The following is a 25614-nucleotide window of genomic DNA, read 5'->3' as shown; positions in this document are numbered from 1 at the left end:
TGGATAGCGGTATGTCCGATACCGAACGCATCGTGACCGCCACCCGGGTCATGTCGGCCAACGCCGCGCGGATCTTCGAACTGATCGCCGACCCGTCGCGCCAGCCGAGTTGGGACGGCAACGGCAATCTGGCGTCATCGGCGCCCGGTCAGCGCGTGCGCGCGGTGGGTGACGTGTTCAAGACCACGCTGACCAACGGCGCGGTGCGGGAGAACCATGTCACCGAGTTCGTGGAGGGCAGCAAAATCGCTTGGCGCCCAGCCGAACCCGGCAAGCAGCCGCCCGGTCACCTGTGGCGCTGGGAGCTCAGCCCGGTCAACGCCGAGCTGACCACGGTGACCCACACGTACGACTGGACGGAGCTGACCGACGCCACCCGCCTCGAGCGCGCCCGTGCGACGACGACGGACATGCTGCGCGAGTCGATGGATCGGCTCGCCGCGCTGGCGCAGAGCGCCGAATAACGGGCCACCCGGAAACGTCAGCCCAGCTTGGCGCGCACCCACTGGAAGGTGCCGATGTTCTTTACCCGAACGCTGCTGAATCCGTTGTCTTCCAAGGTGTCGCCGATCTCGTCGTCGTCGAACGCGTGCGCCCCGACGTTGGGCAGCCGCTGCCAATAGCGGGCCAGCCGCCCGGCCGTCGGGACCATGATCGCCACCCTGCCCCCGGGCCGCAGCACCCGCGCGATCTCGGCGAGCGCGGCCTTCGGGTCCGGAACCAGTTGCAGCACGGCGGTCGACACCGCCGCGTCGAAGGTGTTGTCGCGCAGCGGAAGTCGCTGCGCATCGGCCTTGATGAAGCCGACCTGGGGCCCGGCCTCATTGCGGACGGCGCGGGCCAGCATCGGCTCGGAGATGTCGACGCCGAGGGCCAGCCCCTCCGGTCCGGCGGCCCGCGCCAGCGACGCGGTGACGTTGCCCGGTCCCGAGCCGACGTCCAGCGCGATACCGCCGGGCGGGATTTGCAACCACTCGAGCGGCAGCTGCCAGGCGCTGATCCACTGGCGAGCGACGCTCTGGGCGTTGTCGTAGAGCATCGACCCGACTCGTGACGCCCACGCGGCCTGGATCGGGCCGGTGTTCTTCCCCACGCCGTCGTCGCCGGCCGAACCGGAGCCGAGCAGGTCGAGATAGCCGTGACTGACGTCGGGATCGGCCGGCGGATCGATGAGCAGGTCCAGCGCCCGCCGCAGCGCAGGAGGCAGCGTGATGTCCACGTCGGTCATGCGTAACTCCTTCGGGCAGCAGCCCCGAGCTGAACGCCAAATCGCACAGTGGGCTGGCGAAGATTCCCCCGTTGCGCAGCCTACGCCGCGCGCGGGGTTACCGGCGGACGGCGGCGTGCTCGCGGACGAGGGCGTAGAGGCGCCAGTAGCCCGGCACGCCCTTGAGGGCGGACTCGCCCCGGTCGCCGAAGCGATGCCGCGATCCGGTGACGATGTCGCGCAGCGTCGAGGACGCCAAGACCTCGCTCGGCCCGGCGAGGGCCGCCACCCGCGCGCCGATGTGCACGGCCATGCCGGCGATATCGTCCTTGCCGGCGCCGCGCACCTCGACTTCGCCGGCGTGGATGCCGACCCGCACCTCGATGCCCAGCACTTGCACCGCGTCCACGAGGGCGTCGGCGCAGGCGAGCGCGGCGCTCGGGCTGCTGAATGTCGCGACGAATCCGTCCCCGGCGGTGTTGACCTCGCGGCCGCCGAAGCGCTGCAGTTCGTGCCGCACGATCCTGTCGTGGTTGTCCAGCAGGTCGCGCCAGCGGTAATCGCCGAGCTCGGCGGCGCGCTCGGTCGACCCGACGATGTCGGTGAACACGATGGTCGTGAGCAGCCGCTCGGCGTCGGAGGCGCCGCGGATCCCGGTGATGAACTCCTCGATCTCGTCGAGCATGGGCCCGGTGTCGCCCACCCAGTACAGGACGTCTTCGCCGGGGAGCTCGACCAGGCGCGACCCGGGGATGCGCTCGGCGAGGTAGCGCGCGTGCCCGACGGGGCTGAACCGCGGGTTGTCCCGGTGCAGGATCAGCGTCGGCACGCCGACCCGGTCCAGCCGGTCGCGCACGTCGCCCTCGCGGATCTTGCCGATGAACGCGCGCGCCATGCTGGGCGACGCCGCCCGGTTACCGGCCATGTCCCACCACGACCGGAACGCGTCGTCGTGCGCGACGCTGGGGGCGATGATGCCGAGGATGTCGAAGCCCCGCTCGACGGCGTCCGGCTCGATGGCGACGGTGGTGTAGGGGTCGGCCTCGGCGAGATCGGAGCCGAACGGGTAGTCGGGGGCGCGCAGCGTGCGCGCCTGGCCGTTCACGATCACCAGGCTGTTCACCCGCTCGGGGAAATCGGCGGCGAGAACCACCCCGGCCAGCGACGTGAAGCTCGGAGCCAAGATCGTCGCGCGCTCGCATCCGACCGCGTTCATGACCGCGATCGCGTCGTTGGCCCAGGATTCCGCGCCGATCATGTCCAGCGACGGGACCCGGGAGGACAGGCCGATCCCGCGTTGGTCGAAGCGGATCACCCGGCAGAAGGACGCCAGGCGCCGATGAAAGCGGTACATCGACGGCTCGCTGTCGACGCAGTCGATGGGGATGAACGGGCCCGGCAGCACGAGCAGGTCGATCGGGCCATCGCCGAAGACCTGATAGGCGATGTCGATCTCGCCGCAACTGGCATACCGGGTCCGTGGAGCCGCAGAACTCCCAGCCACGGATCGAGCGTAGTTCAGGGCACCGACACCGCAACGGCCTTCAGGGGCCGATGATCGGAACCAGATAGCGCGCGGCGTACTCGCGCACCGCCGCCGGGTCCGAGGTGTCGAGCCGGTCGGTGGGAAAGACGATGATGCCGAGCGCGACGCGCAGCAGGATGTCGGCGACGTTGTCCAGGTCGGTCCCGGACATCTCGGCGCCGCACCGCCGAAGGGTATGGGCGATCCCGTCGGCGAACTGGCGGATCGGGAACACGTGCGACCGGGAGAACATCCCGAACAGCTCCGGCTCGCTTTCGGCGATCCGCGAATACAGCGGCGAGTCCTGCACCAGGCGCACCCCGAGCGCGAACGCCTCGACCACGGCCTCCCGCGGATTACACCCCGCCGTGGCCTGATCGAGCGTGCTGAAGAAAAGCGCGGCTTCGCGCCGCACCACCTGCCCGAACAGCTTCTCCTTGGTCGGAAAACGGCGATAGATGGTGCTGCGGCTGACCCCGGCCCGGGTGGCGACGTCGTCGATGTTGGCCCGACGCACGCCGTAGGTCTCGAACACGCCGCGCGCGGTGTCCAGGATGGTGCGATCGAGATCGGTCAGCGCCTCGGAGGAAGCGGAGTGAGAGGCCGAGCCCGGTTCGGACTGCATGATTGGCGGCATCGTATCAACTCCCCGGCACGGTTCATCGGCGCTTTTCGGCGCGAGGAAAGCGGCGCGACCCACCGGCGACGTGCGACGCCACGGGACGGCTGCTAGGCTCTGAAACAAAGATACGACTTTGTGTCACTGGTTCACAACGCGTGGCCGGCTCAGCGCGTGCATGAGGAGGTAAGCATGACCGCCCAGAACGACGAACTCGCCGCCCCGAGCGCGGGATCGCGTTTCGACAGCGGCGTGCGCGAGGCCGTGCCCATGCCCACCGACGGCCCGGACTGGTCGGCCGCCGACGACACGTCACCGCGCCTGGGGCCCGATTCGTTGATCTGGAAGTTCTACGGAGACAACCGAACCCAGCTGTTCGGATTCCAGCGCACCGCCGGGGTCGAGAACTGCATCGAGCAGCTCGCGCAGGGCGTGCTGGACCACTCGGTGATCTTCAGCGACACGCTGGGCCGGGCCAAGCGGACCGCGCCTCCGCTGATGAATACGGTCTACTCCGAGGACCCCCACGAGTGGGGGCGAAAGGTGCGGGACTTCCACAAGACCATCAAGGGCACGATCAGCGACGGCTCGCGGTATCACGCGTTGAACCCGGAGCTGTTCTACTGGGCCCACGCCAGCTTCGTCGACCAGGTCATCTACAACACCGACACCTTCATCCGCCGGCTGTCGCGCGTCGAGAAGGAGCGAATCTTCAACGAGGGCAAGGTCTGGTACAGCCTCTACGGCGTCAGCGACCGCGGCCAGCCGCAGACCTACGACGACTTCGTGGCCTACTGGGACGAGATGCTGGACCGGTTCGTCCCGCACAAGACCGTGCTGTACGGCACCGGCTACATCCGCAAGGGCATCCCGGGCCCGCGCTGGATGCCCAAGCCGATCTGGAACGTGGTGTCGGCTCCGCTGAACGCCTATACCCGGCTGGTCGTCGTCGGAACGCTGCCGCCGCAGATGCGCGAGGTGTGCCAGCTGCACTGGGATGCCAAGAAGGAGAAGCGATTCCAGCGTTTCGCCGCGGTCATCCGGGCGCTCAACCCGCTGATCAACCGACTCCCCGTCAAGGCGCTCTACACCCCTTGGGCGGCCCGGGCGTGGGCCCGCGCGCGCGTCGACCCGCGGAAGTTGCACAACCGGGCCGCCGCGGCATAATCCCGCCTCCGGCGGCCCGCCCTCCCAGGGTGCCGGCCGTGACATCGCGCGGGTGCATAGGGCATCGTGGTTAGCTGGCTTCCCAACGGGGCATTCCGCTGCGTCGGTCGGGTGTGCCGGTCGAGCGAATCCGAAGGAGAACCGCGATGCAAATGACGGGCAATACGGTTCTGGTCACCGGCGGTGGTAGCGGAATCGGCCGCGGTCTGGCCGAATCTTTTCACCGGCTGGGCAACCAGGTGATCATCGCCGCCCGACGCAGCGACCAGCTACGGGCCGTCGCAGAGTCCAACCCGGGCATCCAAACCCTGTCGCTCGATCAGGGCGACGCCGCCGACATCCGGCGGTTCGCCACCGAGGTGACCGACCACTACCCGGACCTCAATGTGCTGATCAACAACGCCGGCATCCAGCGGGTCGAGGATCTCACCAGCGGCAATGTCGGCCTGGCCGAGCAGTCCGTCGCCATCAATCTGTTGGGCCCCATGCGGCTGACCGCGTCGTTGCTGCCGGCGCTGCTGCGCAAGTCGCACGCCACCGTCCTCAACGTCACGTCCGGCCTGGCGTTCATGCCCAGCGCGCTCACCCCCACCTACTGCGCCGCCAAGGCGGCGCTGCACTCCTACACCGAATCGCTGCGCTTCCAGCTGCGCGACACCTCGGTCCAGGTGATCGAGATCATCCCGCCGCACGTGCGCACCGCCCTGCAGGGCGAGCGGGGATTCGATCCCCGGGCGATGCCGCTCGACGAGTACATCACCGAGACGATGACGCTGCTGCAGACGCAGCCACAGGCCAACGAGATCGTGGTGGAGCGCGTCAAGATGTTCCGCTACGCCGAGCGTGACGGCACCTACGGCGACATCTATCCGCGGTTCAACGAGACGATCACCGCCATGTTCGGCAGCTAGCGCCGCCCCCCGAACGCCGCGGGCCGAAAGCCGAGATCCGGTATGACACAGGGCGGTCGAACCCGCCAGTGGGTTAGCCGCTCACTCTCCGAAACCGCCGTGCGGCGACGCGACCGACATCGCGCCGGGGCTACCCATGCCGAGGTGGCTGGAGGCGAAGGCGACGCCTTTGTCGATGATGGAGCCGTCGTCGGCGTAGGTGTTGTGGGCGGCGAAGTTCATGCCGTCGGAGCAGACGGGGTCTTCGGTGGCGCAGACTTTGAGGGTTTTGTCTTGGTAGGCGGGTCCGATGACGACGGGGGGTTCGCCGAGGAAGTTCATGGCGCGCACGTTGGGCATGCCGAAGAGCACGACTGAGGAGACGTGGTTGGCGACGTCGGGGGACAGGGGTTTGGGGACGGTGGCGGGGTCGATGCCTTCGGGGACGGCGGCGGAGGTGACAAAGCCCATGACGGCGGCGCCTTGGGAGTAGCCGCCGAGGACCATTTTGGTGTTGGGGCAGTCGTGGGCCATGGACACGACGTGGGCGCCGGCGTCGCGGATGCCGTCGATGCCGGTGTCCCATTGGTCGGTGGCGGGGTAGTTGACGGGGTAGACGTCGAAGGAGCGGTCGCCGACGCGTTGGTGTAGGGCGTCGACGAAGGCTTGGCCGGTGGGGCCGACGCCGGGTTCTTCGCCGGTGCCGCGGGCGAAGACCACTTGCACGTCGGGACATTGGGCGGCGGCGGTGGGGATGAGGGAACCGGAGACGGCCGAGGCGGCCATGCCCGATGCGGCGATAACTACTGCTGGACCAACGGAACGAACCATGTGACGCGCAAACATGCCGCCATTGTGCCCATTCGACACGCGGCCTAAACAAAGGAAACGCCGAAATTACCGTGTTCTCATAAAAGAACCGCCGCTGCTGCGGTCGGAGCGAGATCGGTTGTGCGCGGCGCTCATCCGGCGTGAGCGCCCCGGCGCCTTGCGTCCCGCCCCTCATTGCGAGTGCCACCGGGCCGTCTCGGCCGGGCCGAAGCGCGGTCCCGGGCCGCAATGTGGTCTGCTACTTGTAGTTACGGGTCGGGACACGGTTGAGCAGCAGCCACGTCCCCGGCCAGCGGCTCGAATGAATGCGGCAGCGATGTTGAACGCAGTAGCCCAGGCCCTCAACGCGGTCCTCACCGCGGCGGGCGACCACGTGGCAAATCCGGCGCGGGTGTCGGATCCCGACAAGCTGCGCGCCGCCACCTCCGGCAAGACCGCGTTGGTGACCGGCGCCTCCTACGGCATCGGCGAGGCGACCGCGCGCAGGCTCGCGGCCGCCGGCGCGACCGTGCTGGCGGTCGCCCGGTCCGAGGAGAGGCTCGGGGACCTGACGGCGTCGATCAACGCCGGCGGCGGGCACGCGGTCGCCTACCCGACCGACCTCACCGACGAATCCGCGGTGAGCGGCCTGGCCAAGCAGATCACCGAGGAGCACGGCCCGCTCGACATCGTGGTGAGCAACGCCGGCAAGTCGCTGCGCCGCTCGTTGCACCACCAGTACGACCGCCCGCACGACTTCCAGCGCACCATTGACATCAACTACCTGGGGCCCGTCCGGCTGCTGCTGGGACTCGTGCCCGGTATGCGCGACAACGGCAGCGGGCACATCGTGAATGTGTCCAGCGTCGGCGTGCGGGTGGCGCCGGGCCCGCAGTGGGGCGCCTATCAGGCATCGAAGGGGGCGTTCGACCGCTGGCTGCGCAGCGTGGCTCCGGAGCTGCACGCCGACGGCGTCGACGTCACGACCATCTACTTCGCGCTGGTCCGCACCCGCATGATCGCGCCCACGCCTCTCCTCGGCCGGTTCCCCGGCCTGTCACCGGATGACGCCGCCGACGTCATCGCGAAAGCGGTCATCGAGCGGCCCCGCACCCTGGAGCCGCCCTGGGTGCTGCCGGCCGAGTTTGCCTCGGTGCTGTTGGCCGGGCCGGCCGACCACGCCGCCCGGCTATGGCACCGCCGATTCCTCACCGATGCCGACGGGGGCGACCGTGACCACTGACCGCGTCGCCACCACCGCCGTCCGCGCCCTGGTGCACTCCGGCCTGCTCACCCCGCCGTCGCCGACGGCGGGCGTGCGGCTGCTTCGCGAGGCGCGCCGGGGCGGCACGAACCCCTACACGCTGCTGGCGGTCACGGCGGCCCGCTGGCCCGACCGCACGGCGATCGTCGACGACGACGGCGCCCTGAGCTACCGCGAGCTGCAACGCGACACCGAGTCCCTGGCGCGGCGGTTGGCCGCGGTCGGGGTCGCGCCCGGCCGCGCGGTCGGGGTCATGTGCCGCAACGGGCGCGGCTTCGTCGCCGGTGTCTTCGCCGCCGCGCTGCTGGGCGCCGACGTCGTCCCGGTCAGTACGGAGTTCCGCAGCGACGCGCTGGCGGCCGCCGTGCAGGCCCACCGCATCTCAACGATGGTCGCCGACAACGAATTCGCCGAGCGGATACGGGCCGCCGACGAATCGGTCGCCACGGTCGATCCGGCCACGGTCACCCCTGAGGAGGGCGCCCGGCGGCCGCGGGTGGCCGCGCCCGGCCGTATCGTGCTGCTGACGTCGGGCACCACCGGCAAACCCAAAGGGGTGCCGCGCGCACCGCTGCTGCGCTCCGCCGTGGGGGTCTGGGTGACCATCCTCGACCGCACCCGGTTGCGTACCGGTTCGCGAATCTCGGTGGCAATGCCGATGTTTCACGGCCTGGGGCTCGGCATGCTGATGCTGACGATCGCCCTCGGCGGCACCGTGCTCACGCATCGCCAGTTCGACGCCGAGGCCGCGCTCGCCCAGGCGTCGCTGCACCGCGCCGACGCCTTCACCGCGGTGCCCGTCGTCCTCGCGCGCATCCTCGACCTGCCCGAGCGGGTTCGGGCGCGTAACCCGGTGCCGCACCTGCGCGTGGTGATGTCCAGCGGCGACCGCCTGGATCCCACGCTGGGGCAGCGGTTCATGGACACCTACGGGGAGATCCTCTACAACGGCTACGGCTCCACCGAGGTCGGCATCGGTTGCCTGGCGACGCCCGCGGACCTGCGCGAGGCCCCCGAAACCGTCGGCCGGCCGGTGGCGGGCTGCCCGGTGCGGATCCTCAACAAGAGCGACCGACCGGTGGGGCCGCGGGTGACCGGACGCATCTTCGTCGGCGGCGACCTGGCCGGCAAGGGCTACACCGGAGGCGCCGGGGAAGCCAAGGCCGTCGTCGACGGCATGACGAGCACCGGCGACATGGGCTACCTCGACAACGCCGGCCGCCTGTTCATCGTCGGCCGCGAAGACGACATGATCATCTCGGGCGGCGAGAACGTCTATCCGCGCGCGGTCGAAAACGCGCTCGCCCGCCACCCCGCCGTCGCCGACAACGTGGTGATCGGCGTCCCCGACGAGCGGTTCGGCCAGCGGTTGGTGGCGTTCGTGGTGGCGCGGCCGGGCGCCGACATCGACGTGCCGGAGCTCCGGGAGTACTTGAAGAGCCGCGTCTCGCGCTTCGAACAGCCCCGCGACATCAACGTCGTGGACAGCATCCCGCGCAACCCGACCGGCAAGGTGCTGCGCAGGGAGCTGTCCGGCTGAGCACGATTGTCCGGCTCCTCACTCGCGCCGCTACTCGGCGCTCGCCGTCGCCGGACTGCACGATTGTCCGGCTCCTCACTCGCGCCGTTACTCGGCGCTCGCCGTCGCCGGACTGCACGATCACTCCTCGGCGGGCTCCAACGCGGCGACCTGCTTGGCCAGCCAGTTGGGCGCCAGCGCCGAGATCACGGTGGCGCCCGCGGTGGAACCCAGCACCCCCGACCAGGCGACCGGACCCAGGGGCGTGCAGCCGAAGAACTGGCTGAGCACCGGGGTCTGCACGATGCCGACCAGCACACCGGCGCTGCCCAGCGCGGTCGCGATCACCAGCGGGCTGTGCCGGCGGGTCAGCAGCGTCTGCGCCAGCTGCGTCGTCACCAGGGCGGTCAAACCCATTGTCGCCGTGCGGCGTTCGGTGCCCGGCGTCCAGCGCCCGATAGCCCAGGCCGCCGTCGCCCCGGCCGCGGTCACCGCGCCGCGGGTGACGATCTGGCGCATCAGCGGCGCGTCGAGGGAGGGCGTGGGCCCGGTCAGCACCGCGCGCCGGTGCTGCCGGCGCGCCTCCTCGGCCTCCTCGGGCGACGCGTACTCGGCTTCGTCGGGTTCGACGTATTGCGACGTGACCGCCACCGCGAGGGCGGGGAACATGTCGGTGAGCAGGTTCACGAGCAGCAGCTGGCGGGTGCCCACCGGTGCGCGGCCGGCGCCGAAGGCGGTGCCGATGATGGTGAACAGCACTTCACCGACGTTGCCGCCGACCAGAATCGTGACGGCGTCCCGGACGCCCGCCCACATGCTGCGGCCCTCGACGAGGGCGTCCATCAGCACGCCCAGATCCTCGTCGGTCAAGACGATGTCCGCAGCGCCGCGGGCGGCCGACGAACCCCGCCCGCTCACCCCGATCCCCACGTCGGCCATCCGGATCGCGGCGGCGTCGTTGGCGCCGTCGCCGACCATCGCGGTCACCCGCCCGCAGCGCTGCAGCGCGGCCACGATCTGCACCTTCTGCTCCGGGCTGACGCGGGCGAAGACCTGCACGTCGGCGACCATCTTGGAGCACGCGTCCTCGTCGAGCCCGGCGAGTTCGGCGCCGGTGATCACCCGCGCGTCCGCGGGCAGGCCCAGCTGCCGGGCGATCGCCCGCGCGGTGATGGGGTGGTCGCCGGTGATCAGCACGACGTCGCGGTCGGCGTCGGTGAGCGCTTCGATCAACGGGCGCGCCGACGCCCGGGCGGTGTCCGCCAAGCCCACGTAGCCGAGCAGCTCGAGGTCCTCCGCCGCGGCGTCCACGGCGTCGGCGTCGGTGTCGTCGTCGTCGGTCTCGTGCTTCCAACCGCGCTGCGCCACCGCGAGCACCCGCAGGCCCTGTTCGGCGAGACCGCGGACGACGCCCTCGGCCCGTTCCTGGTCGGCCTGCGGGTCGGCGAAGCGGCAGCGCGGCAGGATGACCTCGGGCGCGCCCTTGAGGATCAGCACCGGCGCGTCGGCGGGATGTCCGTTGGAGCTGCCCAGCGCGCCGATCGCGGCGGCGAAGCCGCGACTGGACTCGAAGGGCACCTCGGCGATCATCGTCCAGTCCGAATCGCCATGGCCGTTCAGCGAATTCGCGGCGGTGAGGATCGCCTCGTCGGTGGCGTGGGCGTGCCCCTGGCCGTCCTGCGGCTGGGCGGACGCCCGCGCGGCGGCCCGCAGCAGCCCCGCCGATTGCGGATCGGTCAGTTGGGGCAGCGGGTCGTGCGGGTCGACCCCGACCGGCACGGCGCACACCACGCGTAGCCGGTTCTCGGTGAGCGTGCCGGTCTTGTCGAAACAGATGGTGTCGACGCGGCCCAGCGCTTCGATGGTGCGCGGCGCGCGGACGAGCGCGCCGCGGGCCGTCAGCCGCTGGGCGGCCGAGAGCTGGGAGAGGGTGGCCACCAGGGGCAGCCCCTCCGGCACGGCGGCCACCGCGATCGCGACGCCGTCGGCCACCGCCTGGCGCAGCGGGGCGCGGCGCAGCAGCGCCAACGCCGACACCGTCGCGCCTCCGGCCAGCGTCAGCGGCAGCACCTTGCTGGTGAGTTCCCGCAGCCGCGCCTGGATTCCGGCCGCCGTCTCGACGTCGGCGACCGCCGAAATCGCGCGGTGCGCGGCGGTCCCGACGCCGGTGGCCACCACGATCGCCCGGGCGTGGCCGGCCACGATGGTGCTGCCCTCGAAGAGCATGCTGGCCCGGTCGGGGTCGTTGACGGCGACGGGGTCCACCTGCTTGTCCACCGGCAGCGACTCGCCGGTGAGCAGGGACTCGTCGACCTCGAGGTCCTCGGCCACCAACAGGCGGGCGTCGGCCGGCACCACCTCGGGGGCGGCCAGATCGATGACGTCGCCGGGCCGCAGCGACTTCGCGGACACCGTCGCCGTGCGGGTGGCGTGCTTGGCGGCCTCGAGCCGGCGGCGCGTCGTCGCGACCGCGGGGACGACGACCCGGCGCACCATCTGGTCCTGCTCGGCGAACAGCTCGGCGGCCGCGGATTCGGCCCGCAGCCGTTGCGCCCCACCGGTTATCGCGTTGACGGTCATGACTCCCGCGACCAGCAGCGCGTCGATGTTGCTGCCGACGATCGCCGACGCGGCCGCCCCGACGGCCAGGATCGGGGTCAGCGGATCGGCGAGCTCGGTCCGGGTCGCCGACGCCAGCCGGGCAATGTTGTGCAGCGGCTTGCGCAGGGGCGCCAGGCCCGGGCTGTAGGACAGGTCGTCGAGACGGCGCCGCCACGAGGGTTCGGTCTCGACGGCCAGCGGCCGCGCGCCGCCGGCGAGCCGCGAATAGACGATCTCGGGATCCAGCGCGTGCCAGGCGGTCAGCGGTTGGGGGGTCGGGTCGGGCAGCCGCAGCACCCGGGTGGCCGAGAACGTTCCGGCCACCAGGGCCGTGGCCGCCGCGGCGTTGACCGGGTTGAGCCAGCGCCGAAAGCTCACCGGGTTGGTGGTCTTCTCCTGCTCACCGGTGACCAGCAGCAACCCGGCCAACGTGGTGCCGCCCTGGGCCAGGTGCACCGCCGACTCGCTGGCCGATCGGGCCACCGGGATCGCCGAGAGGATCCGCACCGCGTCGGCCAGGTCGGTACCGGTGATGATGTCCGCGGTCCACGCCGTGGCGGCGCGCGGATCATCAAGCGCCACACCGACATCGGCGATCGCGAGCGCGGCCAGGGTGTCGGTCGACGCGAAGTCGCGGTGCAGCGCGGTGATCAGCAGCACCGGTCCGCGATCGGCCCTTAGCTCGCGGACCACGTTCAGCAGCGGGGTGCCGGGCGGGTGCGTCGCGCCGACGCTGGCGGTCAGGTCTTCGGTCCCCGCGACGTGGCGGAGCACCACCCGCGCGCCGGTGCGGTGCGCGGTCTGGAACAGCGGGATCGCGTACGGGTCGACCTCCCAGCCCACGTCGACGCTGCCGACGCATTCGCCGTCGACGATCAGGTCGGCGCTTTCCAGGCCCTGCGCGGGCGTGGCCGAAGGCCCTTGATTGCGAACCCATTTCAGTCGTGCGCCGGTCGCCGGCAACTCGTCCGGGTCGGGCTCGGGCGCCTGTTCGCCGTGCAGCAGGGCGTCGGCGACCTCGTAGACCCGGTCGTCGTCCCAGCCGGGCGCGTCGCCGCGGACCCGCAGGACCGCGCGATGGTCGCCGCGCAAAGCGGCGCCGTCGATGACGACCACCTTCACGCGATCCAGGCGGCGCAGCGCGCCCGGGTCGAGAACCAGCTGCCCGGAATTGGCGAGCCCGCGGCCCAAAATCGCCGCGAACGCCTGTCGGCCCATGTGCGCGGCCCGCGGCACCCCGGCTTCGATGGCCGCGGCCGCGTCGTCGGTGCCGCCGCCGGCCACCAGCGCGCTGACCGCGGCGATCAACGAGCCGTTCGCCGCGGAATCGACGTAGCTCTCCACCGGCCCGGCCATCGAGCCCTTCGCCTTGTCCATCGCCGCGTCGATGGTTCCCCCGACCACGACGTGCGAGGCCTCGCCGGCCGCCGCGGCCGCCCAGCTGTGCCGGGGCACCTCCGACTTGGCGGACGAGATGACCGGGACCACCGGGGCCTGTGGCCGTTGCGGCGAGGCCAGGTGGGGTTCCCTGTCCCGCCACACCCGGCGGTGCGCCGCCGCCTCGGAGACCTGCAGGGTGCGCTGGGTCAGGTCGAGCATCGGCGTGCCGAACGACTGCGTGAGGCCGTGGGCGGCGGCCGTCGTGGCGGCCAGCGCGATGTCGGTGCCCACCCGGCCCAGCCGTTCCTCGAGGATCGAGACCATGCGCGGTTGATGGTTGATGAGCGCGGCCGCGGCCCGGGTGGTCTGCGGCGCCGCGGGCAGCCGGGTCACCCATCCGGTCACCGCGGCGCCCATCGCGACCAGATCCAGTGCCGCCGCGGTGAGGGGCACCAGAATCGCCAGGGGGTTGCCCGGGTCGGCGAAGGGCGCGGACGGCGTCGCCGCCTCCGACTTCGACCAGGTGATGTCGGCGGCGATGGATGCGACGGTCGAGCGCACCTCGTCCAAGACGGCGTCGTGGTCCGTGCCGTCGGACAGTTCAACCACCAACCGGCCCAACGCACCCTCGACGTGCGCCTCGGCCACGCCCGGGATTCGGCGCACCGGCTCCTCGACGGCGGGCGCGTACTCGCCCCAGCGGGGGAACGGCAGCAACGGGTCCAGGTCAAGGTGCACGCGTTGCCCGCTGTGCCAGCGCACCGGCGGCGTGATCGGGGCGGCGGCGTTGTCGGTGGAAGTGTCCGCACCGATTGCCCGGCCCGTGGTTTGAACCACCGATTGCAGGACGGGGCCCGCGAGCTCGGCGACCGGGCCGGCCAACGTCTGCAGCGCGCCGGCGGCCCCCGCCGCAGTCGACACGCCTGCCCGCACCACCTGCGCGGCTCCGCCGGCCACACCGGCGACGACGTCGGAAACGCCGGGAATCTTCACTCGTCACCCTTCAACTACGTCTCCCGCGCCTAATGATCCTGGCGTGTGAAGGACCTGTCCACACGTGGGGCGGGAAGGTAAACCGTCCGACGACATCGCTGACGTTGCAGGCCGATGCGGGTCGATGCAGGTCGGGCTTCCCAAGATGGCAAGGGCTGCGATCACGTCCCTGGGACAAACATTACCGGGTTGCAGACAAACCAAACGCGCTGAACAAGTCGGGGTCGAGAAAGACGGTGATGCCGGCGATCCCGTCGCGACCGGGGGTCAAGACGTGGATCGAATGGGCCCGCAACACGTGATCGGCGGCGCGGCGGTACTCGGCGACGGCGGGTTGCGCGTTCGCGGCGGTCGGAACCATCGCGATATCGCCGGGCTGCGCCACGGCACGCTCGGCAAGGAACTTCAGCACCGTGTCCCGGCCGGCGAACCACACTGGCAGGGGCGGCATTTCGAGTTTGACGTCCGCCTGCAGCAGCGCGGTCAGCGCCGCCATGTCCGCGTTTTCGAATGCCGCGCAATACCGGTCGAGCAGTTCGCGCCGCCGGGCGTCGCCCGGCTCGGCCATCTGTTCCTCGCTGGGGGACAGCTCGGCGAGGTGGGCCCGGGCGCGCTGTAGCGAACTGTTGACCGCGGCCGGCGTGGTCTCCAGAAGCTCGGCGACCTCGGCGGCGCTGAACTGCACGACGTCGCGCAGGATCAGCACCGCGCGCTGGCGCGCCGGAAGCTCCTGAAGGGCGGTCATCACGGCCAGCCGCACGCTCTGCTTCGCGGTGAAGTCCTCCTCGGGGCCCTTGAACATCATGTCGTCCGGGATGGGTTCGAGCCACGCGTGCGCGCCCGCCGCACCGAGGTCGGCGTCCGGGTCCATCGAGCCCTCGCCCAGCCCGGCCGGCAGCACGCGGCGGGCGCGGTTTTCCAGCGCGCGCAGACAGGCCGTCGTCGCGATCCGGTACAGCCAGGTCTTCAACGCCGCGCGTTCCTCGAAGGCCTGATAGCCCCGCCAGCCCCGCAGATACGTCTCCTGCACGAGGTCTTCGGCGTCGTGCACCGAGCCCAGCATGCGGTAGCAATGCGCGATCAGCTCGGCACGAAACGGCGCCGCCCGCTCGACGAACTCCTCCTGCGCCGGCAATGCCCTCTCCTCTCGGCCGCGTGGTGAACCTACTCCTGTAGAGACATCCGGCCGCCGAAATTCATCGGCCGGCAGCGATGAATTCGGCCGCCCCGCCGTATCTCAATTAGTGAAGTCGCGGCACGGCCGCAGTCCACGCGAGGAAGCGAGCACGACATGAACCAGACCCCAAACCCCGGCGCCGACGGGGTCGCCGGCAGCACCGCGATCGTGACCGGGGCCGGCCGCGGATTCGGCCGCGCGATCGCCACCGCGTTGGCGACCGCCGGCGCCGAGGTCGTCGGCGTCGCGCGCACCCGATCGCAGCTCGAGGAGGTGCGCGCCCAGCTCGGCGACACCTTCACCCCGGTGGTGGCCGACGCCGCCGATCCGGCGACGGCCGGCCGGCTCATCGACCGGCACCGGCCGCGCACCCTGGTGCTGTGTGCCGGGGCGGCGCCGCGGATGGCGCCGCTGCAGGATCAGACCTGGGCGTCGTTCAGCGACAACTGGAACTCCGACGTCGCGCAAGCGTTTCACTGGGTTCGTGACGCGCTGCGGCGCCCGCTGGCGCCGGGCAGCTCGGTGGTCGTGATGTCCAGCGGCGCCGCCCTGGCCGGATCGCCGCTGTCCGGTGGCTACGCGGGCGCCAAGGCGACCGTACGGTTCCTCGCCGGCTATGCCGCCCTCGAATCGCAACGCGCCGGGCTCGGGATCGGCTTCACCGCCGTGCTGCCGCGGTTGACCCCGGCCACCGGCCTGGGCGCGGCCGCCGTCGCCGCCTACGCCGAGCGCCAAGGCGTCGATGTCGACACCTTCTTACAGGCCGCCGGGCCCGCGCTCACCGCCGAACAGGTGGGCAAGTCGGTGCTCGAGATCGCCACCGACGGCCCGGACCACGACGCCTACCTGCTCACCTCCGCCGGCCTCGCGCCGCTGACCTGAAAACACCCGAGTTCGAAAGGCGCACAGCGATGAACACACCCCCGATCGTGACGGCCCAGGAGTGGGCGAGCGCGCATCGAGAGCTGCTGGAAGAGGAGAAGAAGCTCACCCGGGCCCGTGACGCGCTCGCGGCCCGGCGGCGCCGGATGCCCTGGATGGAGGTGGACTCCGACTACCGGTTCGAGGGGCCCGAGGGCGCGGTCAACCTGGCGGGCCTGTTCGGCGGCAGGCGCCAACTCATCGTCTACCGCGCGTTCTACGGGCCCGACATCGACGGCTGGCCCGAGCGCGGCTGCCGGGGCTGCTCGATGATGGCCGACCACGTCGGCAACCTCGCCCACCTGAACGCCCGCGACACCACGCTGGTGTTCGCCTCACGCGCGCCGCAGGCCGACATCGCGCGCCTCAAGGAGCGGATGGACTGGAAGATGCCCTGGTACACGATCACCGACGGCTTCGACGCGGATTTCGGCGTGGACGAATGGCACGGCACCAACGCCTTCATCCGTGACGGCGATCGGGTGTTTCGCACCTACTTCATCAACAACCGCGGCGACGAGGCGCTGGGGACCACCTGGAGCTTCCTGGACATGACCGCGCTCGGACGCCAGGAAACCTGGGAGGATTCGCCGGAGGGCTATCCGCAGACCGCTCCCTACGAGTGGTGGGACTGGCACGACGCGTACGGCGAGCACGAGCCCTCACGCTGGTTCGGTGACCCCGACCCGAACAACCCCAACGACATCCGGCCACCGAAGAGCTAAGTGGCACAGGCTGTTTGGCGTGGCCCGAAAACACGAATGCGCGGTAGCCGTCGAACGGCTACTCGCGCATTTGTTCCGCCGAGAATTCGTCGGCTATAAAATTCGGTGGTTCGCCCTGCCGACCTGATAGCCGGTGGGGAACGATTTCTCGATGACCTGCAGTTGGTGGTCCACCCGGGATTCGAGCTCGAGGACCACGCAGTCGCTGAGCGCCTTCGATTCGAGAACTATGTACCGCTGACCACAATCGGTGATCGGGTCGCCCGAGTGCAATTTCTCGACCGGCACCGACTCCGGAGTTCCATCTGCCTCCATCCATGACACGTTAGGTCAATTCCGCAAGCGAGGGAATAGACCGCTACGTGGCGGTGCCGGCCTGGCGCTGCTTGAAGAACACGCTGACGTGAACGATCAATCCGTCGTCGTCCCTCTCGAAGAGGATGCATTCGGGCCACGTGGTCGCGACGCCATCGATCTCGAACGTCTCGGACAGCTCGGCGTAGGAGGTTCGGGCGTCGACGTGCGAGATCCGCCGCACCTGCAGCCGGTGGCCCTGCAGAACGGTGCATACCTTGCGCAGGTAAGCGACGTAGTGCGCCTTGCCCTCGACGACGTCGCAGAACGGACCCTCCCGGGTCAGGCCGTCCTCGGCGAGGGTGCCGGCCAGTCCGTCCCAGTCGTGATCGGTCAGGCATTGCAGGTAACGCTCGACCGCTTGACCTTCCGCCGCGTCGCCCATCACGCCTCCGCTCCTGCGCTCCTGGCATTGCGCCGAGCGTAACGCTGCGGCGGAAAAACCGGCAGAATGTCGCCGTGGCGTTACATGCGCGGGCCCGGTCGTTGCTTTTCGTGCACGCCGACCGGACGCTGTCCGAGCGCGTGCCCGCGCCGCCCGATGCGGTGCGCGGCTTCTACGTGGACCTGGACAACATCAGGCTCGTGCACCCGCTGATCGTGTCCGTGGAAACGTTGTCCCGCGCCGAAACCCCGGAGGGTTACCAGCAGAGCTATCGGGTGGTCGATCGAATCCCCTTGGGGCCGTTAACCATCCGCACCGCCTATCACGCCCGGCTGCGCGTGCCGGCCGACGGCGACGTGCTGACGGAGGCCGACCAGTCACCCGGGGTGCGGTTACGCGGCACGGTGAGTTTCGTGCCCGACGACGGCGGCACCCGGGTCACCGAGCGCATCCGCATCTCCGCACCGCGGCTCCTGGCCGGGGTGACCGTCCGCGAGGCGGTCAAGGCGCACGCCGAGATGCTGGCGGGCATCCGCAGGCACTTCGAAGTCACGCACCCGCGAAATCGATGACGCCGCGAATGTTGCGGCCCTCGCGCAGATCCACGAACGCCTCGTTGATCTGGTCGAGCCGGTAGTGGCGGGTGACCAACTCGTCGAGTTTCACCGCGCCCGCCTGGTACAACGACAGCAGCATCGGCACGCTGGTGCGCGGATTCATGCCGCCGTAGAGCGCGCCCCTGAGCTGTTTGGCCGACAGCGTCATCTCCTGCAGGACCAACGGGACCGGGGGTTCGGTGAACGGGGTGATGCCGGTGAGCACGCAGATCCCGCCTTTGCGAAGCAGCGCCATCGCCAGCGGAAGCAGGTCCACGTGCACCACGCCGGGGCAGACGACGACGCGGTCGGCCATCAGGCCGGCGGTGATCTCCCTGACCAGAGGTATCGCGTCCTCGGCGGAGGCGGCGGTGTGTGTGGCGCCGAAGACCTTGGCCGAATCGCGCTTGGACTCAACAGGATCCACCGCGACGACGTATTTGGCGCCCACGGCGCGCGCGCCTTGCAGGGCGTTCATCCCGACGCCGCCCGCGCCGATGACGACGACGGTGTCGCCGGGTTCGGTGCCCGCCGAGATCGTCGCGGAACCCCAGCCGGTGCTCACCCCGCACGACACCAGCGAGGCGGCATGGAACGGGATCGCGTCGTCGATCTTGATGACGGAGCGTTCCGATAGCACCGCGTATTCGGCGAACGTGCCGAGTTGCCCGTAGGCCAAGAGGTTTTCGTCACCGAGGTGGCGCCGGCACGTGCCGTCGGTGGGCATCTCCCGCACGAACAGGCTTGCGCCGATGTCGCAGATGTAGCTCTGGCCGTTGACACAGAACCGGCAGCTGCCGCACGCGGGGATGAAGGAGAGCGCCACGTGGTCTCCCGGCCGCACCGAGGTCACGCCGGGCCCGACTTCTTCGACGACGCCGGCTCCCTCGTGGCCGCCGAGCAGCGGGAACCAGTCCGGCGCCGGCTGGCCGCTCGCGGCCAGCGCCTCGGGGGTCGGCACCACATCGCCGGTGAACAGATGATCGTCGGAGTGGCAGATCCCGGCAACGGCCATGCGCACCAGGACTTCTCCGCCGCGGGGCGGATCCAGCTCGATCTCGCGGATCTCCCAGTCCTGGCCGACCCCGCGGATCACAGCGGCGCGACACTTCATTGCGACCTCCCTGATGTCTCATGGCATTCCCGCGGCGGCGCCAGGCGGGCCCGCAGTTCCCGCTTGAGCACCTTGCCGTAGCTGTTTTTTGGTAGCTCGTCGACGAATTCGTAGCGCTTGGGACGTTTGAACCGGGCGATGCGCGCCAGCAGGTGCGCGTCGAGCGCCGCGGGGTCGACGGGATCGCCTGTGCCGACGACGAATGCGACCACCACCTCGCCCCACTCGGCGTCGGGGGCGCCGACCACGCACGCCTCCGCGACCGCGGGGTGCTCGAGCAGGACCTCCTCGACCTCGCGCGGGTAGATGTTGCTGCCGCCGCTGATGACGACGTCCTTCGACCGATCGCGCAGCGTGAGGAAACCGCGCGCGTCGAACGAGCCCATGTCGCCGGTGTACAGCCAGCCCTCTTTGAGCGCGGCGCAGGTGGCATCGGGGTTGCGCCAGTAGCCGGACATGACCGCGTCGCCGCGGCAGACGATCTCGCCGATCTCGTCGACGGGCGCCGGGTCGCCGTCGGCGCGCAGCACCGCGACGTCCATCCCGGACCGCGCATAGCCGACCGATCCCAGGATTGCGTCGTCGCCGGATTCGTGGTCGGCGCGGCGCAGCCCGGTGATGGTCATCGGTGACTCGCCCTGCCCGTAGATCTGGGCGAAGATCGGGCCGAATGCCGCAATCGCCTTGCGCAGGCTTTCGACATACATCGGGCCGCCGCCGTAGACGATCGACTTCAGGTTGGCCGGGCGGGCGCGGCCCGTGCCCACCAGGCGCTGCACCATCGTCGGGGCGAGAAACGCGCTGCCGGCGGGGTGATGCTCGCACAGATCGAGGAACTCGTCGGGGTCGAATGCGCCCGAGGCGGGCACCACCTGGCGGGCGGCGCGCAGCACGTACGGCAGGACGTAGAGCCCCGAGCCGTGCGACATGGGCGCCGCGTGCAGGAGGCTGCACCGTTCGTCCGGGTCGTCGATGTCGGCGAGGTGGGCCACGGTCATCGCGGTCAGGTTGCGGTGCGACAGCATCGCGCCCTTCGACCGGCCGGTGGTCCCGCTGGTGTAGAACAGCCAGGCGAGCGCCGACGGATCGGTGCGCGGCTTCGGCGACGGGGCGACGGTGAGCCGCCGCGAGTAGTCCTGCGACTCAAAGGTTTCCATCGGTGTCGTGGTGATCGGCGCCAGTTCGCCGGCAATCTCCGTGGAGGCGAACACCCGCGCCGCGCCCGCGTCGTCGAGGATCTCTGCCATTTCGCGCGGATGCAGCTTGTAGTTGATGGGGACGACGACGCACTCGGCGGCCCAGATCGCGAACATCAACTCGATGATTTCGGGACGGTTGTGGGTCGCGATCGCGAGGCGGGCACCGGCGGCGTGCTGTTCTCGGATCGACGCGGCCCGGCGTAAGGCCCTGTCGCGCAGCTCGATCCAGGTGTACAGGCGCCGGGTGCCGTGATACACCGCGCCGCGGTGGGGGTGCCGGCTCGCGGCCTGATCGAGCATCGCGAACAGGTTCACCGCTCCGTCCACCGCGAGGACAAGGCGAACTCCGACAGATACTTCGTCGAACTCCATCCGCCGTCGACCACGATCGTCTGGCCGTTGATGAAACTTCCGCCCGGCGAGCACAAGAACGCGACCGTGCCGGCGATGTCGTCGACGCGGCCCAACCGCGGGTGCGGCGTCATCTCGGTGTTGATCTTGCGGAATCGCTCGTCCTGCAAGCGCTTCTCGACCATCGGTGTGACCGTGACGCCCGGCGCGACGGCGTTGCAACGGATGCCGGACGCGCCGTACTGGCAGGCGATGTGGGTGGTCAGCGCGGTCAGCCCGCCCTTGGCCGCGGAGTAGGCCCCGCCCCGCAGGCCGCCGACGACCGCGAACGTCGATGTCACGTTGATGATCGCCGAGCCGGGTCCCATGTGGGGCAGCACGTCACGCGCGAGCCGAAACGGTGCCCGCAGCATCAAACCCAGGAAGTAGTCCAGGGTTTCGTCGTCGGTTTCGTGCAGCGGCTTGGGGCTGCCGACTCCGGCGTTGTTGATCAGGAAGTCGATGTGGCCCCATCGCTGCACGGCGAGGTCCACGATGCGTCGCGGCGCGTCGTCGTCGGTCAGGTCGACGGCAAGTGTGGCAACGCGATCCGGATCGCCGATGGCCGTGTGCAGTTCGGCCAGCCGGTCCTGGTCGCGGCCCGTGCCCAGGACCGCCATGCCCGTCTCGGCGAGTTTGGTGGCGCAGCCCAGGCCGATGCCGCTGCTTGCGCCCGTGACGATTGCGACCTGCATCTCACCCATCCTTAGTCTCCACCCGCGTGAGCGCCGCCCGGATCCGATGCTTGAGCACCTTGCCCGCGTCGTTCTTCGGCAGGGCATCCCAGATCACGACCTGTTCGGGCGCCTTGAATTTGGCGACGCCCTTGCTCCCCAGCAGCGCAAGCAAACTCGCGACGTCCGGGCGCTGCGCGCCCGCGGGGACGATCACCGCGCAGGCCCGCTCCCCGGTGCGCTCGTCGGGCAGCCCGACCACAGCGATCTCGGCGATGCCGGGATGGTCGGCGAGCAGGTCCTCGACCTCCTTGGCCGAGATGTTCTCGCCGCTGCGGATGATGACGTCCTTGGCCCGTCCCGTCACGACGAGGTACCGGTCTCCGGAACCGGTCGAGACCCAGCGCCCGAGATCCCCCGTGCGGAAAAACCCATCGGCATCGAAGGAATCGTCCTCGGGATGGCGGTAGCCCAGCAGCATCTGCGGCCCGCGCAGGTAGATTTCGCCGTCACCGCCGGGTGCGGCATCGTGGGGGACGAGCTTGATCTCGGCGATGCCGGCCCTGCCGTCGGTGTCCGCGGCGCGCTCGGCTTCGTCGGGCCGGGGCGCGCCGACGGTCGCGACGGGCACCTCGGTGCAGCCGTACACCCGGGTGACCACCGCGCGGTCGAAATAGTCGGCGGCGCGCCGGATCAGTGACGGCGATACCGACGCGCCGCCGCAGATGAACACCTTCAGGTCGGGCAGGCGGGTGCCGAGGTCTTCGGCGGCGGACAGCAGCTGCTGCAGAAACGGCGTGGCCCCCGCCATGTGGGTGCACCGTTCGGCGTGCATCAGCGCAACGGCCTGCGCCGGATCCCACCGGTCCATCAGCACCGCGGTGGTGCCCAGCAGCAGCGGGCATTCGAAGGCATAGATCGAGCCGCCGATGTGGGCGACCGGTGAGGGGACCAGGAACGTGTCGCCCGGCTCGATGTTCCAGTGCTCGCGGAGCTGGCGGATGAGGGCGTGCAGCGAATTGTGGGTGTGCAGGACGCCTTTCGGGCGGCTGGTGGTCCCCGAGGTGTACAGGATCATCCGCGCGGCGTCGGGATCGAGCGCCGGAAGCGTCGTGGGGTCCGGCGCATGGTCGAGCAGGTCCGGATAGGGGGTGTGCGGACCGGCGTGCCCGGTTTCGCGCAGCACCACGACCTCGGGCGCGGTGTCCATCGCGTCCGTCACCCGTTCGAGCATCGCCGCGTAGTCGTGGCCGCCGAATCGGTGCGGGACGAATAGCATTGCGGTGCCGGCGTCTTCGAGAATGAAGCGCAGGTCGCGGTCGCGCAGTGACGGAAGGATCGGGTTCACCACCATGCCGGCCAGCGTCGCGGCCAGATAGACGACGGCGGTCTCATGCCAGTTCGGCAGCATGAAGGACACGACGCTGCCGGTGGGCATGCGCGCCAGCATCGCCGCGGCCAGCGCGCCGGCCTGCGCGTGCAGTGTGGCGCAGTCCAGCCGAACATCCTTGTCCACCAACACCGTTCGGTGCGGCGACGTCTGCGCGGCCGCGCGCAGGGAATCGGCGAGCGTGGTGTGCACCCACAGTCCGCGCCGGTAGGCCTCTGACGCATGCGCCGCGTCGTGGCGGGCCCGGGCGAGCAACTCAGCCGGCCTGACCGGTGACGCGACGCATGGTCATCGCATACCGAAACCTCGACGACAGGTGGGTGTTGATCGTCACCTGGGCCACCTCGCCATCGGAGGTCGTGTAGGTGCGCCGCATCTGCAGTGCCGCCGTTCCCGCTTCCACGCCGAGGCCGTCGGCCAGTTCCGGGGAGAGCAGGACGGCCGCGATCTCCTGGTGCAACTGGGCGACGCTCACGCCGAAAAGATCCTCGATCAACGGGAAGATCGGGCCGGCATGGCGTTGCAGCAGCCTGCCCACCGCGGCGAAACTGCGGCTGATGTAGTACTCCGTCCGGCACATCGGCACCGACGCGCCGTCGGCCTGCCGGTAGCCACGCACCGAGAGCCACTGGGTGCCGGGCTCGAGTCCGGTCCGGGCGGCGAGGTCGTCGTCGATCGTCACCATCGCGTTGGATTCGATGGTCAGCTGCGCGCCGGCCGCGAACGCGAGCAGGTCGTCGATCGACATCGCGTCCTGGGCATAGGAACTCGACGCCGGGCGGGGTACCACCCGGGTGCCCGCCCGCGGCCGGGAGGCGACCAGGTTGTCCTCGCGGAGCCGGCGCAACGCTTCGCGAACGGTGTAGCGGCTCACCGCGAAGCGCTCACACAGTTGGTGCTCGGTCGGCAGCTGCGACCCCACCGGGTAGACCCCGTCGACGATCTCCTTGCGCAGCGTGCGGGCGATCTGCAGGTAGCGGTGGTCGCCCGCGATGGCCTGGGACATCAGTGGCCTGTGGGGCGCAGGGCGAGCACGCTGCCCTCGCCGTCGGCCGAGATGTACAGCGTCCCATCGGCCGCGGCCGTGATGCCGGCGAACGGGCCCTGTGGCCCGGAAAACGGCGGCATGCCACGCAGCGGCTTGGGCGTCACGCCCGGCGGGGGACCGACCGGCAGCCCGGACGCGATCGTCCGGCGCCCGTGGCCGGCGAGGTCGAAGGCGATCAGTTCCTTGGCGCCGGCATCGACCACGTAGAGCACACCGTCGCGGACCAGAATGCCCTGCGGCCGTTGCAGATCGGCCACGACGGTGTCGGCCCGCGACCCGGCCGGCCGGACCACCCGGCCCGCGCCCGCCTCCGCCACCAGCGGGGCTCCGTCGGCGTCGATCGCGACCCCGACCGGCTCGCGCAGATCGGTCGCCAGCACGTCGACACCTCCGGACCGCAGCGACAACACCCGCCCGGTCCCCAACTCCGCAACCACCACACCGCCTGGGGTAACCGCGACACCGTAGAGCTGGTCGAAACCGTCGGCCAGCACCTCGGTTTCGCCGGCTTCGGGCCGGTAGCGGGCGACCTGGCCGCCCGAGGTCGTGACGACGAACTCGCCGAGCCCGCCGGCGGCGAGGCCGCGCAGGAACCCGGGATAGCCGGGGCTGAACAACATTCCCGCGGTCTGCAGGGACCCGTCGGGCAGGGCGACATAGAAGTACGTGCCGTCGGCGATGTAGAGCTGCCCGTCCTGGCCCACGGCCAGGTCCAGCGGCCAGTTGAGTCCGCCCGGCAACACCGACGTCGTTGTGCCGTCGGGGGATATCTCGGTGATCTCGCCACTGAAGTTGGAGACGAACAGCCGGTCGCCGACGAAGGTGCAGTTGTCCAGCCCCGGATTCAGCTGGGCGAGCAGGCGACGTTCGCCGCTGCGGGGATCGATGCGCAGCACCTGCCCGCTGGCCACCTGGGTGGAGACGAGGTAGCCCCGGGCGTCGAACTTCACCGAGTCGGGCACGCCGAGATCTTTTGCGACACAGTGTGGCTCGCCACCGTCGGGGTCGACGCGCCAGATTTCGTTGGCGCCCATCACCGGGAAGTACAGCAGGCCGTCGGGACCGACCTCCATCGCGTTCGGTGAGGGCACGTTCTCCAACAGCACCCGTGGCGGGCCGCCCGATAGGTCGAATTCCAGCAGCCGCCCGCCCTCCCGGCATTCACCGATGAACAACCGACCGTCATGGAACGTGATGCCGTTGGCCGACGGGACGTCGTCGCGCAGCACCCGCGTCCGGCCGTTGGTCTCGCGCACGCTGACCCGGCCGTCCATCACCTCGGTCGCGTACAGGTTGCCGCGGGGATCGAACGCGACGTCGTCGGGTGCCACGATGTCGCCGCCCTTGGGGCTGGCGGTCACCAGTTCCCCGGTGCGGTGGTCCAGCGCGCTGATCTGACTGCCGGTCACCTGCGCGATGTAGATGCGGCCGTCCGGGCCGGTGCGCAGCCCGTTGGCCCCGAACAGCCGGCTCGGCGCGGTCAACCGCTCGAGTTGCCAGCCCGGAGCGACGTCGATCGCGTCCGGCACTGCGTACCGCGTGGGCTGCGTTGAGAGGGCCCTTGAAATGGACATGCTCGTCGAGGTCCTTCCGTCAGCCGGTTGGGCTGGACGTTATCAATTCCTCGTAGTCCAGACAATAGCCACTATGGTGTCCCGGCCCGATC

The 25614-nt window shown here is 70.3% G+C and carries 22 protein-coding genes; 8 read left to right on the top strand and 14 right to left on the bottom strand.

All coding sequences use genetic code 11. The annotated features are described in order from the left end of the window. The first annotated feature begins 11 nt into the window (after positions 1-11). Positions 12-464 (top strand): SRPBCC family protein, encoded by a 453-nt coding sequence (locus K883_RS08305; RefSeq protein WP_008262303.1) that lies wholly within the window; start codon positions 12-14, stop codon positions 462-464. A gap of 17 nt (positions 465-481) precedes the next feature. Here the strand turns inward: K883_RS08305 and K883_RS08300 are convergent, their stop codons facing one another. The 3 genes from K883_RS08300 to K883_RS08290 form a co-directional block, all read right to left on the bottom strand. Further along, positions 482-1228: a methyltransferase domain-containing protein gene (locus K883_RS08300; protein WP_020823913.1), complete on the bottom strand. Its 747-nt coding sequence runs from the start codon at positions 1226-1228 to the stop codon at positions 482-484. Between the two features lie 97 nt (positions 1229-1325). After that, positions 1326-2711: an adenylate/guanylate cyclase domain-containing protein gene (locus K883_RS08295; protein WP_020823912.1), complete on the bottom strand. Its 1386-nt coding sequence runs from the start codon at positions 2709-2711 to the stop codon at positions 1326-1328. A gap of 40 nt (positions 2712-2751) precedes the next feature. Then, on the bottom strand, positions 2752-3357 hold the full coding sequence (locus K883_RS08290) for a TetR/AcrR family transcriptional regulator (protein WP_020823911.1): 606 nt from the start codon (positions 3355-3357) through the stop codon (positions 2752-2754). Between the two features lie 186 nt (positions 3358-3543). Between K883_RS08290 and K883_RS08285 the strand changes: the two genes are divergently transcribed. Both K883_RS08285 and K883_RS08280 read left to right on the top strand, forming a co-directional pair. Further along, a complete protein-coding gene (locus K883_RS08285) occupies positions 3544-4518 on the top strand; it encodes an oxygenase MpaB family protein (protein WP_020823910.1) in 975 nt (324 codons plus the stop codon). Between the two features lie 146 nt (positions 4519-4664). Continuing rightward, a complete protein-coding gene (locus K883_RS08280; RefSeq protein WP_020823909.1) occupies positions 4665-5429 on the top strand; it encodes an SDR family oxidoreductase in 765 nt (254 codons plus the stop codon). 81 nt (positions 5430-5510) lie between these two features. Here the strand turns inward: K883_RS08280 and K883_RS08275 are convergent, their stop codons facing one another. Further along, entirely contained in the window at positions 5511-6254 is a 744-nt protein-coding gene (locus K883_RS08275) for a cutinase family protein (RefSeq protein WP_036429697.1), read from the bottom strand. Between the two features lie 301 nt (positions 6255-6555). On the opposite strand from K883_RS08275, the gene K883_RS08270 reads away from it, so the two are divergent. Beyond that, on the top strand, positions 6556-7461 hold the full coding sequence (locus K883_RS08270; RefSeq protein WP_036454195.1) for an SDR family NAD(P)-dependent oxidoreductase: 906 nt from the start codon (positions 6556-6558) through the stop codon (positions 7459-7461). Beyond that, positions 7451-9022, top strand: coding sequence for an AMP-binding protein (locus tag K883_RS08265; protein WP_020823907.1), 1572 nt, complete (start codon positions 7451-7453; stop codon positions 9020-9022). Before K883_RS08270 ends, K883_RS08265 begins: the two co-directional genes overlap by 11 nt. Before the next feature lie 120 nt (positions 9023-9142). On the opposite strand, the gene K883_RS08260 is transcribed toward K883_RS08265, so the two are convergent. Next, a complete protein-coding gene (locus K883_RS08260; protein WP_020823906.1) occupies positions 9143-13975 on the bottom strand; it encodes a cation-translocating P-type ATPase in 4833 nt (1610 codons plus the stop codon). A 181-nt stretch (positions 13976-14156) separates the two neighbouring features. Next, positions 14157-15110: a sigma-70 family RNA polymerase sigma factor gene (locus K883_RS08255; RefSeq protein WP_020823905.1), complete on the bottom strand. Its 954-nt coding sequence runs from the start codon at positions 15108-15110 to the stop codon at positions 14157-14159. Positions 15111-15266: 156 nt separating this feature from the next. On the opposite strand from K883_RS08255, the gene K883_RS08250 reads away from it, so the two are divergent. Together K883_RS08250 and K883_RS08245 are read left to right on the top strand one after the other, a co-directional pair. After that, positions 15267-16034: an SDR family oxidoreductase gene (locus tag K883_RS08250; protein ID WP_020823904.1), complete on the top strand. Its 768-nt coding sequence runs from the start codon at positions 15267-15269 to the stop codon at positions 16032-16034. A gap of 29 nt (positions 16035-16063) precedes the next feature. Beyond that, complete coding sequence (locus K883_RS08245; RefSeq protein ID WP_008262270.1) at positions 16064-16798, top strand: DUF899 domain-containing protein; 735 nt, start codon at positions 16064-16066, stop codon at positions 16796-16798. Between the two features lie 93 nt (positions 16799-16891). Here K883_RS08245 and K883_RS08240 read toward each other — a convergent pair whose 3' ends face one another. Together K883_RS08240 and K883_RS08235 are read right to left on the bottom strand one after the other, a co-directional pair. Next, positions 16892-17113, bottom strand: a complete 222-nt coding sequence (locus K883_RS08240; RefSeq protein WP_009957137.1) for a hypothetical protein — start codon at positions 17111-17113, stop codon at positions 16892-16894. Positions 17114-17156: 43 nt separating this feature from the next. Beyond that, complete coding sequence (locus K883_RS08235) at positions 17157-17537, bottom strand: nuclear transport factor 2 family protein (RefSeq protein ID WP_036454192.1); 381 nt, start codon at positions 17535-17537, stop codon at positions 17157-17159. A gap of 74 nt (positions 17538-17611) precedes the next feature. Between K883_RS08235 and K883_RS08230 the strand changes: the two genes are divergently transcribed. Further along, complete coding sequence (locus K883_RS08230) at positions 17612-18109, top strand: SRPBCC family protein (RefSeq protein ID WP_080691257.1); 498 nt, start codon at positions 17612-17614, stop codon at positions 18107-18109. Here K883_RS08230 and K883_RS08225 read toward each other — a convergent pair. From K883_RS08225 to K883_RS08200, 6 genes are read right to left on the bottom strand one after another with little or no spacing between them, the layout of a single operon-like run. Then, positions 18087-19229 (bottom strand): NDMA-dependent alcohol dehydrogenase, encoded by a 1143-nt coding sequence (locus tag K883_RS08225; protein WP_020823901.1) that lies wholly within the window; start codon positions 19227-19229, stop codon positions 18087-18089. The genes K883_RS08230 and K883_RS08225 overlap by 23 nt on opposite strands. 14 nt (positions 19230-19243) lie before the next feature. After that, positions 19244-20773 carry an acyl-CoA synthetase gene (locus tag K883_RS08220; protein ID WP_020823900.1) on the bottom strand — a complete coding sequence of 510 codons (1530 nt, stop codon included), beginning with the start codon at positions 20771-20773 and terminating at the stop codon, positions 19244-19246. Beyond that, positions 20758-21540: an SDR family NAD(P)-dependent oxidoreductase gene (locus K883_RS08215; RefSeq protein ID WP_020823899.1), complete on the bottom strand. Its 783-nt coding sequence runs from the start codon at positions 21538-21540 to the stop codon at positions 20758-20760. The genes K883_RS08220 and K883_RS08215 overlap by 16 nt, the downstream gene beginning before the upstream one ends. Then, on the bottom strand, positions 21533-23155 hold the full coding sequence (locus K883_RS08210; protein ID WP_020823898.1) for an AMP-binding protein: 1623 nt from the start codon (positions 23153-23155) through the stop codon (positions 21533-21535). The genes K883_RS08215 and K883_RS08210 overlap by 8 nt, the downstream gene beginning before the upstream one ends. Before the next feature lies 1 nt (position 23156). Then, positions 23157-23906, bottom strand: coding sequence for a GntR family transcriptional regulator (locus tag K883_RS08205; protein ID WP_009957129.1), 750 nt, complete (start codon positions 23904-23906; stop codon positions 23157-23159). Further along, positions 23906-25522 (bottom strand): SMP-30/gluconolactonase/LRE family protein, encoded by a 1617-nt coding sequence (locus K883_RS08200; protein WP_036454186.1) that lies wholly within the window; start codon positions 25520-25522, stop codon positions 23906-23908. Before K883_RS08200 ends, K883_RS08205 begins: the two co-directional genes overlap by 1 nt. Between the last annotated feature and the right edge of the window lie 92 nt (positions 25523-25614).

Source organism: Mycobacterium sp. TKK-01-0059 (assembly GCF_000709305.1).
Taxonomy (GTDB): domain Bacteria; phylum Actinomycetota; class Actinomycetes; order Mycobacteriales; family Mycobacteriaceae; genus Mycobacterium; species Mycobacterium intracellulare.
Note: the sequence above shows the minus strand (reverse complement) of the source record. Positions and strands in the feature narration are given on the sequence as shown.

What these genes read in the sequence shown, in the direction of transcription:
- K883_RS08275 (WP_036429697.1), bottom strand. Translation starts at nt 6,254, where the DNA reads ATGTTTGCGCGTCACATGGTTCGTTCCGTTGGTCCAGCAGTAGTTATC.
- K883_RS08290 (WP_020823911.1), bottom strand. Translation starts at nt 3,357, where the DNA reads ATGCAGTCCGAACCGGGCTCGGCCTCTCACTCCGCTTCCTCCGAGGCG.
- K883_RS08200 (WP_036454186.1), bottom strand. Translation starts at nt 25,522, where the DNA reads ATGTCCATTTCAAGGGCCCTCTCAACGCAGCCCACGCGGTACGCAGTG.
- K883_RS08305 (WP_008262303.1), top strand. Translation starts at nt 12, where the DNA reads ATGTCCGATACCGAACGCATCGTGACCGCCACCCGGGTCATGTCGGCC.
- K883_RS08205 (WP_009957129.1), bottom strand. Translation starts at nt 23,906, where the DNA reads ATGTCCCAGGCCATCGCGGGCGACCACCGCTACCTGCAGATCGCCCGC.
- K883_RS08300 (WP_020823913.1), bottom strand. Translation starts at nt 1,228, where the DNA reads ATGACCGACGTGGACATCACGCTGCCTCCTGCGCTGCGGCGGGCGCTG.
- K883_RS08270 (WP_036454195.1), top strand. Translation starts at nt 6,556, where the DNA reads ATGTTGAACGCAGTAGCCCAGGCCCTCAACGCGGTCCTCACCGCGGCG.
- K883_RS08245 (WP_008262270.1), top strand. Translation starts at nt 16,064, where the DNA reads ATGAACACACCCCCGATCGTGACGGCCCAGGAGTGGGCGAGCGCGCAT.
- K883_RS08240 (WP_009957137.1), bottom strand. Translation starts at nt 17,113, where the DNA reads ATGGAGGCAGATGGAACTCCGGAGTCGGTGCCGGTCGAGAAATTGCAC.
- K883_RS08285 (WP_020823910.1), top strand. Translation starts at nt 3,544, where the DNA reads ATGACCGCCCAGAACGACGAACTCGCCGCCCCGAGCGCGGGATCGCGT.
- K883_RS08280 (WP_020823909.1), top strand. Translation starts at nt 4,665, where the DNA reads ATGCAAATGACGGGCAATACGGTTCTGGTCACCGGCGGTGGTAGCGGA.
- K883_RS08250 (WP_020823904.1), top strand. Translation starts at nt 15,267, where the DNA reads ATGAACCAGACCCCAAACCCCGGCGCCGACGGGGTCGCCGGCAGCACC.
- K883_RS08235 (WP_036454192.1), bottom strand. Translation starts at nt 17,537, where the DNA reads ATGGGCGACGCGGCGGAAGGTCAAGCGGTCGAGCGTTACCTGCAATGC.
- K883_RS08215 (WP_020823899.1), bottom strand. Translation starts at nt 21,540, where the DNA reads ATGGGTGAGATGCAGGTCGCAATCGTCACGGGCGCAAGCAGCGGCATC.